The sequence below is a fragment of the Mariniphaga sediminis genome (assembly GCF_003573545.1).
GTDB classification, from domain to species: Bacteria; Bacteroidota; Bacteroidia; order Bacteroidales; family Prolixibacteraceae; genus Mariniphaga; species Mariniphaga sediminis.
The window spans coordinates 93,193-107,831 of sequence record NZ_QWET01000007.1 but is presented as its reverse complement, the minus strand read 5'-3'; the positions used below and the strand labels follow the sequence as shown (position 1 = coordinate 107,831).

Annotated in this window: 12 protein-coding genes; 8 read left to right on the top strand and 4 right to left on the bottom strand. The window is 43.0% G+C overall.

Annotated elements, in window-relative coordinates; genetic code table 11:
- Positions 1-14 precede the first annotated feature (14 nt).
- The 3 genes from D1164_RS10825 (at position 15) to D1164_RS10815 (ending at position 2,619) form a co-directional block, all read left to right on the top strand.
- Complete coding sequence (locus D1164_RS10825) at positions 15-515, top strand: hypothetical protein (protein ID WP_119350000.1); 501 nt, start codon at positions 15-17, stop codon at positions 513-515.
- Positions 516-634: 119 nt separating this feature from the next.
- Positions 635-1,762 carry a Gfo/Idh/MocA family protein gene (locus tag D1164_RS10820; RefSeq protein WP_119349999.1) on the top strand — a complete coding sequence of 376 codons (1,128 nt, stop codon included), beginning with the start codon at positions 635-637 and terminating at the stop codon, positions 1,760-1,762.
- A gap of 50 nt (positions 1,763-1,812) precedes the next feature.
- Entirely contained in the window at positions 1,813-2,619 is an 807-nt protein-coding gene (locus D1164_RS10815) for a class I SAM-dependent methyltransferase (protein WP_119349998.1), read from the top strand.
- 4 nt (positions 2,620-2,623) lie between these two features.
- Here the strand turns inward: D1164_RS10815 and folE are convergent, their stop codons facing one another.
- Complete coding sequence (gene folE, locus D1164_RS10810) at positions 2,624-3,352, bottom strand: GTP cyclohydrolase I FolE (RefSeq protein ID WP_119349997.1); 729 nt, start codon at positions 3,350-3,352, stop codon at positions 2,624-2,626.
- 335 nt (positions 3,353-3,687) lie between these two features.
- Here folE and D1164_RS10805 point away from each other — a divergent pair, with 335 nt between their 5' ends.
- On the top strand, positions 3,688-4,407 hold the full coding sequence (locus D1164_RS10805) for a cytidylate kinase-like family protein (protein ID WP_119349996.1): 720 nt from the start codon (positions 3,688-3,690) through the stop codon (positions 4,405-4,407).
- Here the strand turns inward: D1164_RS10805 and D1164_RS10800 are convergent.
- From D1164_RS10800 to D1164_RS10790, 3 genes are all read right to left on the bottom strand, one after another.
- The gene (locus tag D1164_RS10800; protein ID WP_119349995.1) at positions 4,404-5,168 is read right to left on the bottom strand and encodes a uracil-DNA glycosylase; all 765 of its coding nucleotides are present in this window, start codon (positions 5,166-5,168) and stop codon (positions 4,404-4,406) included. The two genes, D1164_RS10805 and D1164_RS10800, sit on opposite strands and share 4 nt — an antisense overlap.
- A gap of 4 nt (positions 5,169-5,172) precedes the next feature.
- Positions 5,173-6,642, bottom strand: coding sequence for a DUF1080 domain-containing protein (locus D1164_RS10795; RefSeq protein WP_119349994.1), 1,470 nt, complete (start codon positions 6,640-6,642; stop codon positions 5,173-5,175).
- 63 nt (positions 6,643-6,705) lie between these two features.
- Positions 6,706-8,052 carry an MFS transporter gene (locus D1164_RS10790; protein WP_172594428.1) on the bottom strand — a complete coding sequence of 449 codons (1,347 nt, stop codon included), beginning with the start codon at positions 8,050-8,052 and terminating at the stop codon, positions 6,706-6,708.
- A 224-nt stretch (positions 8,053-8,276) separates the two neighbouring features.
- Here D1164_RS10790 and D1164_RS10785 point away from each other — a divergent pair, with 224 nt between their 5' ends.
- The 4 genes from D1164_RS10785 (at position 8,277) to D1164_RS10770 (ending at position 14,558) form a co-directional block, all read left to right on the top strand.
- Entirely contained in the window at positions 8,277-10,568 is a 2,292-nt protein-coding gene (locus tag D1164_RS10785) for a GH92 family glycosyl hydrolase (protein ID WP_119349992.1), read from the top strand.
- 160 nt (positions 10,569-10,728) lie between these two features.
- Entirely contained in the window at positions 10,729-11,520 is a 792-nt protein-coding gene (locus D1164_RS10780; protein ID WP_119349991.1) for a YitT family protein, read from the top strand.
- A gap of 127 nt (positions 11,521-11,647) precedes the next feature.
- Positions 11,648-13,939 (top strand): patatin-like phospholipase family protein, encoded by a 2,292-nt coding sequence (locus D1164_RS10775; RefSeq protein ID WP_172594427.1) that lies wholly within the window; start codon positions 11,648-11,650, stop codon positions 13,937-13,939.
- Positions 13,940-14,024: 85 nt separating this feature from the next.
- A complete protein-coding gene (locus D1164_RS10770) occupies positions 14,025-14,558 on the top strand; it encodes a macro domain-containing protein (protein WP_119349989.1) in 534 nt (177 codons plus the stop codon).
- The last annotated feature ends 81 nt before the right edge of the window (positions 14,559-14,639 follow it).

Below are 14,639 nucleotides of genomic sequence, written 5' to 3'. Positions count from 1 at the left end.
TAAGATTGAATGTTATGGCAAAAAAAATTGCAGACATTGAAGTAGCAGAATTCGAAGATTTATTAAAAGATTTTTATGCCGAACCTCAAAAGCGTAGTAAAATGACGCAGGAGGAACTGAAAGACCTCGCAGAAAGGCTGAACCGCAAAATCAATATTCCGCTTGTAAAGGAAACCGGCGAAGAAAAAATCCTTATTAAAATCATTCTAAAAATTGACAACTTTCTTTACGACAGCCTTCCCAACGAATTCTATGACCTGGTACGCAGCACCGACAAGGGGATTGACGAACGGGAAGCCAAACGACTGGTAAGGCGGCTGACCAAATTGGCCAACGATAAAATTGACATCCCTTTTCTTCCTGAAGCTGTTGAGAAATTTGTTATCCGGTTTGTCATTGGCATGGTGGTAAAAGCCGCACGAAAAAAACTCGATTTTGACAAAGTACGCGCTGCTTCCGATTCTATGTCGGTACCCGATTCAGACGACGAGATCGAAAAGATGGTAGAGGATTAGACACCTCGCTGCAAATAATAAAAATAATTGTTTTCCTGTTTTTCAAATTTGGTTATTTTTGAAGAAAAGGCATGGGTACTTTTGACCTCGCCCGTTTGATAAAATCAATTTGAAAAATAATGGACAGACCGACTTTTAATATTGCCATTCTCGGTTGCGGGAAAGTGGCGCACCTCCATGCAGAAGCTATTCAAAATCTACCACAAGCCAGACTGGCGGCGGTGTGGAGCCGCACAAAAAAAACAGCACAGGATTTTGCCGGGAACTACGACACAAAAGCCTTCGAAGATATTACTCAAATGATTCGTGAAGCCGGAATTGATCTGGCCATTATTTGCACCCCCCACCCTTTCCATCGCGAACCAGCCATTCAAGCGGCACATGCCGGGGCTCACGTCCTGGTAGAAAAACCCCTGGCATCAACGCTGGAAGATAGTGATGCGATTATCACTGCCTGCCAAACCAACGGAGTCCGGTTAGGTGTTATCAGCCAGCGGCGCTGGTATGCTCCCGTAATGCGCGTAAAAAAAGCCATTGATGCCGGTAAAATAGGGAAACCGGTTTTCGGAACGATTAACATGCTGGGCTGGCGCGATAAAAACTATTACGATGCAGATGCCTGGCGGGGAACCTGGAAAATGGAAGGCGGCGGTGTACTCGTAAACCAGGCACCGCATCAACTCGATATTTTTCTGTGGTACATGGGGGAAATCGACGAAGTGTACGGAATATGGAAAAACCTGAATCATCCTTATATTGAAGCGGAAGACACTGCTGTGGCCATTGTAAAGTTCAAAAATGGTGGGATTGGCAATATCATCGTCAGCAATTCGCAAAAACCCGGGATTTACGGGAAAGTGCATGTTCACGGGGAAAATGGCGCCTCCGTAGGTGTGCAAACTGATGGCGGGGCCATGTTTGTGGCCGGTATGTCAACCGTTTTGGAGCCTCCTGTAAATGATTTATGGACCGTTCCGGGTGAAGAGAAAATGCTGGAAAAATGGATGAAAGAAGATTCGGAAATGTTCCATTCCATCAATCCAACCGTTTTTTACATAGAACGTCAGATTGAAGATTTTTTGAAAGCATTGGAAACCGGAAAAAAACCACTCGTCTCCGGCGAAGACGGACGGCGTACTGTTGAGCTGTTTACAGCAATCTACCGCTCTACCCGCGACAACCAGCCCGTAAAATTCCCTCTACAGCCTGAAAACAGCAAAGATATGGATGGCCGGTTAATCGGTTGATAAAAGTACCTGTTCAAAAATAATTAAATTCGAACTCTAATTTCTAATATATGTTTCACTGTACCCATTACCTGAAATGTAATCCCGATCATCAAACGATCTATTCAACAGATCAAAACCTTAAATTTATAAAGTGCAATGATTGCGGTCTTATTTGGCGATCGCCTGATTCAATGGACCTTCAAAAAGAATATGATCAAAGTTATTTCACATCAAAAAACTATACGAAAAACAAAGAACATAAAATAAAAAAATCTGAATGGCTTATTCGGATTGCACAACACCATCATCCCAACATAGAATCTTTATTTGAAGTGGGAAGTTCCATTGGCAATACATTGCAAGCCGCCAAAAACCTGAACATTCACCACTTAGGAATCGACGTGAGTGATTTTGCCGTAAATTATTGCAAAGAAAACGGGCTGAATGCTGAAAAACAAACCATGGAGCAGGTGCTAAATAATGGAAATTGTTTTGACCTCATTTTTATGCAACACGTTCTTGAGCATTTTCCAAACCCGTTTGAAACGTTATCATTGTGCCATCAACTACTCAAAAAAAATGGACTAATCCTAATCCTGGTGCCAAACTCAGATTACAGGAGGGCTCATAAAAAAAGGGGGAAACATCGTTTCTACAGCTTACAAGGAGTTGGGAAAGAACATTTTGTATACTTCAACTACAAATCCATATCGAAGGTACTCGCTCATACTAATTTCGAAGTAATACAACAGAATTATCCTCTTTTTCTAAAGAAACACGATACACCAGAGTTTTTTCTAAACCGGTTTTTCAGAAAAAATTTATCCTTATGGAGAGGCGATCAGGAACTATTTCTTATTGCCAAAAAGGTCTGAGATTTTATAACCCGATATACTTTAAAAACTCTTCACGCACTGCTTTGTCTTTAAACCTGCCGCCGTATTCGGAAGTGACCGTAGTACTGCTTTCATCGCCAACACCACGGCACGAAACGCACATGTGTTTGGCATCGATAAGAACAGCCACATCATCCGTTTTTAACACCTTTTTCAGTTCATTTGCAATTTGTACAGTCAGCCTTTCCTGCACCTGCGGACGACGGGCAAAATAATCCACAATCCGGTTAATTTTACTCAGCCCAATCACCTCGCCACTGGAAATGTAAGCCACATGGGCTTTCCCATAAATTGGAAGAAAATGATGCTCACAAAAAGAGTTTAGATTGATGCTTTTTTCCACCAGCATTTCATTGTATTTGAACTTATTGTCAAATACAGATATCTTCGGTTTGTTGGCAGGATTAAGCCCGTAAAAAATTTCCTGCACAAACATTTTTGCGACCCTGTGGGGCGTTCCCCTGAGACTGTCGTCGGTCAGGTCGAGACCGATTGTTTCCATTATATCGCGAAATTTATCTTCGATAACAGCAATTTTTTCTTCTTCAGATTTTTCAAATGCATCAGGGCGAATGGGTGTTTCAGCAGAAGTTCCAACATGATTATCGCCATGGATTTCAAATCCGTTTACCTCTTCTTTGGTGTGCCCGTTACCATTCAGTTTTGTTTTACCGTTCCCATTGACGCTTCTAAGAATTAAATCATCTTTCATTTCATTCCAATTGTTAATTTCCAACCTATTCCTCTCATTCGATTCATCATCTTCATATTATTCGATAGAATCCAAACGTTTATTCCGACGTAACCTGCCACTCCTACAGCTATCATAATCATTCTTTTCCTGCATGTTTAAACTATTTGACATGGTTCAATTCGAAATTATTTTTTACTATATTTCAGTCGCATTTAAGCTTTTTCATGAATATAAGAAAACAGACAAAAATGTATTTTGTTTAAATTTTACCGAAAAATAAGTAAACAATCTTTTCTTTTATACAACATAAAGAGTTTCATAAAATTCATGTAACTTAGACAAAAAGTAAAAACATGAGCAACGCTTTGCTTGAATATCTAAACAACCGCCTGGGAAAAAAAGATGTTTCTGATACCGGAAACAATATCCCGGGACCTCTGATTACCATATCAAGGGAAGTTGGATGCAGCGGTGTAAAACTGGCGCACAAAATGGCAGCCAGTTTGAATCAGAAGCGTCTGGGGCCCAATTGGAAAGTGTTGAGTAAGGAAGTTTTTTTCCATAGTGCCAAGGAACTTGACATGGAGCCCGAAAAGGTAAGACGGTTTTTCAAATATTCTGACAATTACACTTTCAATGATATATTAAATGCTTTTGGCAACAAGAAATTTAAAAGTGAGCGGAAAGTGATAAAAACGGTGAATGAGGTAATCCACACATTTGCCGAAGAAGGCTTTTGTATTATCGTAGGCCGGGCGGCACATATCATTGCCCGTGACATCAAAAATGCGCTCCATGTCCGTTTAATAGCGCCTTGCGAATACCGGATAAAAACCATCATGCACAACAACCACCTGAACCGGGAGGAAGCGATCGAATTTATTAACCGGGTAGAAAAGGAAAGGAAAGCCTTCCGGAAGGCTATTAGAAAAGAAGCTCCCGAAAATGAAATATTCGACATATGTCTTAACCGGGCTTCATTTCAGGATGAAGAGACGATTTATCTTATCGAACAGGCTGCCGAAAAGAAAAATATTTTTAAAGATTACGGTCGTCATATAGACTTCTATTAAAAAAGCGCCTGCGTTGTTTTGAACTCCTTACTCAATTCGTGACCTGTCCAGTCGATTTCACCAATAAAAGGCTCAAAGCAATTCCTCGTTCCGTACAAAAAATCACTGTCTCTTCCGGGCGTATCGTAACACATCATAGGATGCATGGTTACAATGCTATTGGAAAGGCTGAGGTCTCGGGTAGCTTCAATGGCATGATTTCCCCACAGAAACCAGGTTGCGTTTGTGGCATTGTCCCGGATAAAAACAAGTAACTCAGAAGTGAATTCTTCCCATATTCTCCGGTGACTTCCGGGATTCCCTGGTTCACAGGTAAAGGATGTATTCAACAGCAACACTCCCTGTTTTTCCCAGTGTTGAAACAGTTGATCCGGGGAAAGGACCGGAAATTCATTGTCCAGCTTTTCTTTTAACTGGCTGAATTTTATCACTTGCCCGGAGTAAGCTTTATAAAGAGCACGTAAAATATTTTTCAGTGAAATGTTTTTAAACGGCTGGTTCCACGACCGTAAACTTCCTACTTCAAAGGCACGCCCGGTAGCTGCTCCCGGCTGTGGATACGGATCTTGCCCCAAAATGACAACTTTCGCAAAAGATAGGGGAAACTCAAAAAAACGCAGCACCTTTGCTGCCGGCGGAGTATATCCGCCCCTTTCCACCTCTTTTTCGATTTTTGCTATACGTTCCCGGTTTCCCTCCGAAAGAAATGCATTCCAGTCGCGGTGTACATTTAGTTTTTCTAAAAAGAGCGTATTACCCATAAATTTAACCGGTAATCTTTTCCGGGAAACCTTTTACATTCACCGGTTTTAAATGGTCTGGTTTTATTTCGAACATATCGTTGGGAGTGAGTTTACACTCTTCAATCATTTGAATGCAATACTCCAACTGTCCTAAATCGCGGCCAGTATTGTTTGTTCCAAAAGTGAATTTCACCCCCGCTGCTTTCGCCATTTTAATCATTTCTGCACCCGGAACTTTATACCGTGCATTTATTTCGAGTGCAATATTATTTTCTGCCAATACTTTCACCACGCGTTCCATCCGTTCCTTTGTCCATAACGAACTGTATTCCGGTTTGAGTTCATCAGGCAAAACCGTAGGATTCACATAAATATCTACCGGTTCCTGTGAAAAAATGGCTTCAATCTTTTCCACCAGCTGATCCATAAACTGCTGCTTGTCGTCCACCCACACCTCTTCCGGAATCCAAATCCGGTTACGGCGACCTTTATAATCGGTAAAGGTCATCGCATCGGTAAAAACATAATCGAATTGTGCTACCGCTTCGGGCGAAAAGAGGGTAATCCATTCCCTGCCTTCAGCCTGCATCCCTTTAAATGTGGGGCTTCCTTTCACCGATTTAATGTATTCAAACAGCGATGCATCGTCGGTAACAGGAAAGTGCAACCCACAGTTGGGAGCCACTCCGTAATTAACTCCGAGACGTTGTGAATTATCCACTACCTCTTCTATCGTAAGCCCTCCTTTCAGGTGTACATGGTAATCGACCACCGGAAAACCAGCCCGCATCAACTTAGTAATCAATGCATCCCATTCTTCATCTGCTTCCAGGGGCTTCCGTTCACCTTCAGGCAATGCTTTCACACGAAGGTTGCGGTAAAAGGTGGTACTCCCGGGGTCGTGTGCCTGCAGGGCAAAGGTTCCTTCTCCAAGCTTCAACCCTTCACTTCCATCAGGCCTCCAGGGATTTTCAGGCTCAATGTATTCATTCACCTTTACGTCGTTCACAAAAACCTCGATTTGGTTCTCTACCACTTTTATCCGCATTTTAAACCATTCCCCATCTTCCGCCAACGGATAATAAATATTACGAATATTGTAAACACTTCCTGTTTTGCGTCGTTCCGGATTCTTTTCAGAACCGCGGTACGAATTATTTACCTGGACTTCATAGCCCTGCATTGGCCATCCTTCTTTCTGATAAGTAGTATGGATAAAAATACCCGAATTGGATTTTTCCTGTGTTTTTACCTCAGCTTCAAACTCAAAATTTTTAAACTTCCCTTCGTAAAAAAGATGAGCGCGTGGTCCGGAGCATTTGATAGCACCGTCTTCCACGGTCAGGCTTTCCGGATTTTCGGTTGATTTTTTCCAACCGTTGAGTGTTTCACCGTCAAAAATAGAAATCCATGTATCTGTTGGAGCCTGTGACTTACAGGCTGTCAGAAAAAGGGCAATAACCGCGATGTAAAGCCATGCTGAATTTTTCATTCTCTTTCATATTAGGTTAATGAACCGAACTGTGATGTTCGTTCAGATTGTTGATGCCCAAAACTAATCATTTGATTCTTCAAATTCGAATTTATCCTGCGGATTATTTCCCTTGTAGCTAAAAATTAGCAAGACAACAATAATGAAAGCCAGCCCGAAGTTTGCAATATGGTAGCCCCCAAATTTAGTGAAAGAGAAACTGAAAAGAACCGGCCCCAGTGCGCTGGCAAAAACGATAAGCGCCATAACAAACCCGGAGATCCTTCCCAGGTTTTGACGTCCGTAAAAACGGGGCCAGGTTACCGTCATCAGGACACTATACAAACCATTGCCCATCCCGTGCCCCACAATAAAACCATAGTAGTAAAATCCGCCGTCAAGGTTGGCAAGAGAAAGCACCGCAATCAATTCCCCGACAAGGAAAAAATATAAAAGGTACTTTAAATGAATACGGTCGCTTATCCAACCACCGAGGAATGATATTCCGACCGACATAAATGAAATGGGAATAAAAATGGCCAGCGCTTTGTCCCGGTCCAATCCGGCATCCTCGAAAATAGAAATCAGGTGAAAAGTAAACCCTGTAATGTATAGCGCAAAAAGGGCGAGTGGCAGAGAAAAAAGCCAAAAGGGCAATGTTTTACGCGCTTCACTCAGTGAAAATTGTTTAAACGGTTTGATGGTAACATTGCGTTCTCGGTGCCCGTGTTTTTCTCCATCGGGAATCATTCCCAAATCCTCCGGGTTATCACGAAAGAACAGAAAAGCAAAGAGTATAAAAATAATTCCGATGCCAAAAGCCATAAGAATCCATGCATACCTCCAACTGGTTCCCTGGATCAGCTCATCGAAAGTGAGCGGTGCGATGGAAAAGCCAAGAGAAATCAATACCGATGAAATGCCGTTTACGAAACCACGCCGGGCAATAAACCATTTCATAAGCATGTTACGTGAAACCATGGTTAGCACTCCCTGCCCCGAAAACCGCAGCATGAAGAAAAGGAATATCATGATAACCATGGCAACGCCAACGTAAACCGATGATTCCGTCTCTTTTACAAACAGCCTGATAATTCGGTCGGACTGGCTCAACATTAACAGCACAATAGCCAACATGGAAGAAGCCGCCAAAACTATCCAGCGGGCGCCATATTTGTCGTATTGTTTCCCGGCCCACGTCAGCAAAAACGAACTTCCAATGGTTCCAAACATGTAGGCGCTGCTAATCTGGTTCCGGCTAATATGAATATGCTCGATCAGGTAATCTGTAAATGTAGAAACCCCCATCGTTTGACCCGGAGCGCTTGCCAACACGCCAACTGTTGAAGCAAATAAAATAACCCAGCCGTAAAAAAAGGGTATTTTCTCCGGTTTAAAAGGAAAATTATTCCACCGTTCTTTTAAGGACATAACTGAATTTTTCACAAACATACGGTTTGAACTGCGGATTGTTTTATTAAAGAGAATGAAAACCGCTGGAATGGGAAAGATTAATCTTTAGGAAAGATTCACCACAAAAAACGATTTTATTCAATGATTTGCGTTTCATGAAAACCCTCAATATTTTTCACAATAGAATGTATTATTTTTGGCGCGAAACAATTGCGTTTACCTAAATTTAAAAACGATTGAAAATGAGACTTACCTATTTCCTGACAGCTTTCATTTTTTTATTTTCAGCTTGCACAAAAACCGAAAAAAGCAATTTTATAACCAACCCGGTTGATTGGGTCAACCCGCTGATGGGTACCGATTCGGAATTTAGCCTGAGTAACGGCAACACCTATCCGGCCATTGCACGCCCGTGGGGCATGAACTTTTGGGCCCCGCAAACCAACACAATGGGAAACGGATGGATGTACCAATACGACGCCAATAAATTACGCGGTTTTAAACAAACACACCAGCCCAGTCCCTGGATAAACGATTACGGACAGTTTTCGGTTTTTGCCACCACCGGAAAACCGGTCTTTAATGAAGAAGAAAGGGCAAGTTGGTTTTCGCACAAGGCAGAAACAGTCAGGCCTTATTTATACAAGGTATACCTGGCCGATTACGATGTGGAAACGGCATTCACCGCCACAGAGCGTGCAGCCTTTTTTGAACTTACATTTCCGGAAAACGACAGCTCAAATATTATCATTGATGCATTTGACGGCGGCTCGTACATCAAAATTCTTCCCGAAGAAAATAAGGTGATTGGCTACACCACCAAAAACAGTGGCGGTGTTCCCGGAAATTTTAAAAACTGGTTTGTTGTGCAGTTCGACAAACCCTTCGAAACATTTTATACCACCGACAATGAAACCCTCTTTAAAAATAAAACCGAATTACAGGATCTGCATACCGGCGCGGTTATTCAGTTTAAAACCAAAAGCAAAGAAAAAATTTCGCTCAAAATTGCCTCATCGTTTATCAGTCCCGAACAAGCCGAGCTAAACCTGAAACAGGAAATAGAGGACAAAACATTTGACCAACTGGTTGCAGAAGGGAAAGACCAATGGAACAGCGAACTGGAGAAAATTAAAATTCAAACTTCTAATATCGATAATGCCCGGACTTTTTACAGCACCCTTTACCGCATTCTGCTCTTCCCGCGTAAATTTTACGAAATAAATGCAGCAGGAGAAATAATGCATTACAGTCCGTACAACGGCGAGGTGCTGCCCGGCTATATGTTTACCGATAACGGTTTCTGGGATACTTTCCGTGCCGTTTTCCCCTTTTTCACGCTAATGTATCCTGAACTGAACAGCCAGATTATGCAAGGCCTGGTAAACACCTACAAAGAAAGCGGCTGGTTGCCCGAGTGGGCCAGCCCGGGCCATCGCGATTGTATGATTGGCTCCAACTCGGCCTCACTTATTGCCGATTCTTACCTGAAAGGAATACGCGGATACGACATCGAAACATTGTATGAAGCTATTCTGAAAAATACAGAAGGACATGGCCCCGTACCTTCGGTGGGAAGGTACGGCGCTGAATATTACAATAAGCAGGGGTACATTCCTTATGATGTGGGCATTCGTGAAAACACCGCCCGAACGCTGGAATACGCTTATGCTGATTTTTGTATTGCAGAGCTGGGGAAAGCACTGGACAAGCCAACAGAAGAAATTCAGCTTTTTGAAAAACGCGCACAGAATTACCGGAATGTTTTCGACCCGGAAACCAAACTTATGAGAGGCAAAAATGAAAACGGTGAATTTCAATCCCCCTTCAATCCATACAAATGGGGAGATGCGTTTACAGAAGGAAATAGCTGGCATTATACCTGGAGCGTATTTCACGATGCAGAAGGTTTGGCCCAACTCATGGGCGGGTATAAAAATTTTGCAGCGATGCTTGATTCCATTTTTATTGTTCCTCCGGTTTTCGACGACTCGTACTATGGATTTACCATTCATGAAATCAGGGAAATGCAGATTGCAAATACCGGAAACTACGCCCATGGCAACCAGCCCATTCAGCACATGATTTACCTGTACAATTACGCAGGGCAACCCTGGAAAACCCAAAAATGGATTCGGGAAATACTTACCAAGCTCTACCAACCGGAACCTGACGGTTATTGCGGGGATGAAGACAATGGACAGACTTCGGCATGGTACGTGTTTTCTTCGCTTGGTTTTTACCCGGTTTGCCCCGGGACTCCTGAATATATAATAGGTTCGCCCTTATTCGAAAAAGTACAGATGGAACTTCCCAACGGGAAAACGCTCATTTTGGAAGCGCCGGAAGCCACTGACTCGGAATACATTCAAAAAACGACATGGAATGGTAAAATATGGGGTAAGTCTTACTTTGCCCACAACGAGTTGCTGGGTGGTGGTCACATTCGTTTTGAAATGGGCAACACCCCCAATAAGAAGCTCTGGAATTCAACGGAAAGTTTCCCTTCCTCTGTTTCGCCTAAAACAAATTAATTTCATAAAATAAAAATCATCAATCAATGGCCTTTCTCACGAAACAAAAAACCTTCAGCAAACAGTGGTTTAAAGATTATCTTTTTATCCTTTTTGGTTCTATTCTGCTGGCTTGCGCATTTGTATATTTTATTACACCACATAAAATTTTCCCGGAGGTGTGTACGGGATTGCCATTGTGGTGCATTACCTCACACGTGACATGTTTGCCATTTGGCCCGACGGTATTCCCATCGGGCTTTTCGGGCTAATCGTAAATATCCCGCTTACCATGGCCGGCATCAAAATACTGGGCCCGCGGTTTGGGGTGAAAACAGTAGTGGGCTTTGTGCTTGCCTCATTTTTTATTGATGGTTTGGCCTGGTTGCGCCCTGTGAGCGACGCTCCCCTGGTAAACGACGTATTGCTTTCATGTGTTTTCGGCGGAGTGCTGGCTGGTGCGGGATTAGGGTTCATTTTTAAATCAAGGGCCACTTCCGGAGGTTCCGATATCATTGCCATGATTATTGCCAAATATACCCGCTTGCAACTTGGCAAACTAATGATTTATGTGGATTCAGTTATTGTATTAACGGGACTCATCGCCTTCAAAGACTGGCACGTCCCGCTTTATTCATGGGTGGTTATTTACATTACAGGTCGCTCCATTGACATGATTTTGGAAGGGGCTGACTATAATAAGGCATTGCTGATTATTTCCAAAAAACATGTCGATATTAAAAATAAAATCCTCAATGACCTGGACCGTGGCGGAACTTACCTGAAGGGAGAAGGAATGTTTACCGGAGAAGAAAAACAAATTATTTACACCGTTGTAAGTCGCCGGGAAGTGGCCGTTCTTGAAGAGTACATTAGCAACATCGACCCTGGAGCTTTCATTACGGTGATGGATGCACGTGAAATACTGGGCGAAGGTTTTCAAAGTCTCAGGAAAAAGGTGGAGGACAGATAAAGCCATCTTCATTCATGTCGTTTTTTCGACTTTTCACCGAAAAAATTCGGGTTTACTCCAAAATAGGAATATGCAACCATCCGTTTTTTGTAAATTTGGTACCGTTCGGAAAGCATCGAAATTAGCCATGAGAAAAATATTATTTAGTTTTTTTGCCGTATTGCTTCTGTCTCCCGGTAGTTATGCCCAGTCGGTCGGGTTGGTACTTAGCGGTGGTGGAGCAAAGGGCATAGCCCACATCGAAGTCATTCGCGCACTGGAAGAAAACAATATTCCCATTGATTACATTGCGGGAACTTCCATTGGTGCCATTGTTGGCGGATTGTATGCTGCCGGATATTCACCCGACGAGATGGAGAAACTGTTCCGATCCGACGATTTTTATTTTTGGTCAACCGGGCGGATACAGAAAGAATACCGTTACTATTTTACAAAACCCGAACCCGATCCGGCTTGGATTGAATTAAGGATTGCCCGCAAAGAAGATAAATTCACCCTGTTACCTCCCACTAATATTATTCCTGAAGAGCAAATGGACTTTGCCTTTATGGAGCTGCTGGCTTCCACGAATGCGGCCTGCAAAAATAACTTCGACAGCCTGATGGTTCCCTTCTTTTGTGTTGCTACTAACGTACACAGCAACCAACCGGTAATATTGCGCGAGGGGGATTTAGGCGAAGCCATCCGCGCGTCCATGACTTTTCCCTTATATTTTAAAGCCATTCAAATTGATGGGAACCTGCTTTTCGACGGTGGTATTGTAAATAATTTTCCGCAGGATATTATGGAAGAAATCCATAATCCGGACTTTATTATAGGACATAAGGTTGCAGACGACTCAAAAATTCCCGAAACCGATAATGTGATCGATCAGATCACCAATATGGTAATGCGACCTACCAACTACGACATTCCTTCCGACAAAGGAATTTTAATGGAAACCAAATTTGAAAATGTGGGCCTGCTCGATTTTCAAAAATATGATTTAATTGCAGAGCAAGGCCGTCAAACAATAAATCAATATATCGACAGTATAAAAATGCGGGTCCAGCGGAAAGCAGAGCTGGAAAATGTAGAAAGGAAAAGGGAAGAATTCAGCGCAAAGAAACCTGAACTTTATTTTCAAAATGTACAGGTGGAAGGTGTAGAAGATCCTATGCAGCGGAAATTTATTATCCAGTCGATCAAGCACCATTACAATATCGTATCTCTGAACGAACTCAAAAAGGATTACTTTAAGCTCATTGCCGACGAACACCTGAAATCTATCAGGCCGGTGGCATACTACAATCACGAAACCGGGTACTACGACCTGCACCTGAAAGTGGAACCGGAGAAAAAAATGCGAATCAATATCGGGGGTAACATCTCCACAAAGCCCATCAACCAGGGGTTTGCCAGCTTTGATTACCGCACCTACCAGGGAAGGGCTTACACCCTGAGCTCAAATATCTATTTCGGGCGGTTTTACAGTTCGTTTAAAGCTGGCGGCCGAATCGACTTTCCCACCTCCCTGCCCTTTTACCTTGCCGGTTACTCCACCCTAAACAGATGGGATTTTTTCTCGACCAGCACCGAGCTGTTTTTTGAAGATGTGCGTCCACCTTACATTATTCAGGACGAGTACAACATGCGCCTTGAGGCGGGAGTACCACTGGGGCTCCACTCCAAACTTTTTGCAGGAACTGCTTTTGCCAACTCTACCGACGAATATTACCAGACCGACATTTTCAGGAAACAGGATGTACCGGACCAAACCACCTTCAATGCCTTTGTTGGACAAATAGGACTTGAAAGCAATTCCCTCAATTATAAACAATATGCCACTGAAGGTGCCTTCAGATTGTTCTCCGTAAAATACATTGCAGGGAAAGAAGTGAATAAACCGGGAACTACCTCCTCTGCCACGGTAAAAACCAGCAGGCACCACGACTATTTATTGGCAGAAGCCCAATTAACAAGGTATTTCAATATCGGGAAAAGGTTTACGCTTGGAACCCAGTTGGAAGCCGTTTACAGCAACAAAAAGTTTTTAAAAAATTACCGTTCCTCGTTGCTTTCAGCGCCCGGATATTATCCAACCCCGCACAGCCGTTCACTTTTTATCGAAAATTTTCATTCGAACAATTACCTGGCAGGCGGATTAAAAGCGTTGGTGCATTTTAACCCGTCCCTGCACCTGCGCCTGGAGGGTCACGGTTTTGTGCCGGTGCGGGAAGAACTTCAGAATGAAGATTTAACAGCCTATAAAAAAGACGATTACTTCACAAACTATTACCTGCAGGGAATGGCAGCCCTGGTTTACCACACGGGAATAGGCCCTGTAAGTCTCTCGCTCAACTACTACGAGAAACCCAACACCAACCTTTATCTAACCCTTAATTTTGGGTATATTCTGTTTAATAAGAGAGGGTATTAAAAGACTGTTTCATTTGAACAATCCACGGTAGTTTTTTATCTTTGAAGGGAAATCATTGATTGGTTTTTAACTAAAATTGAAGGCCATGAAAAAGCTAGTAGGAAATATCCAGTTGGAGGCCGTTCAGGGAGATATAGCCAATCAACCCGAAATGACGGCCATCGTAAATGCCGCAAATGCACAGTTAATGACAGGTGGCGGTGTGGCAGGCGCCATTCATCGTACTGCCGGTCCCGGTCTGGCAGAAGAGTGCCGCCCCATGGCGCCCATCCGACCCGGAGAAGCAGTTATTTCCGGGGCACACAATCTTCCCAATCAATATGTCATCCATTGCCTTGGCCCGGTCTACGGTATGGACAAACCAGAGAACCTGATCCTTTCCGATTGTTACCGGAATGTGCTCCTCCTGGCCGAAGAGAAAAAAATCGATTCAGTAGCCTTTCCGGCCATCTCCACAGGCGCTTTTGGCTATCCGCTTGAAGCAGCAACAGACATTGCCCTTCAAACGGTTCTCGAAACCATTCCCGGTCTGGAAAACGTGAAGCACATTCGGTTTGTACTTTTCGGAGACTTCGACTTTGAGGTATACGTGGAACGACTCAGGAGGATTAAAGGTTAAATCCCAATAAATACATTCGGATTTAAGGTCGATGAAATATTTTGTTTGTTGATTGTTGAGCGATTGAAAGTCAATAGATAC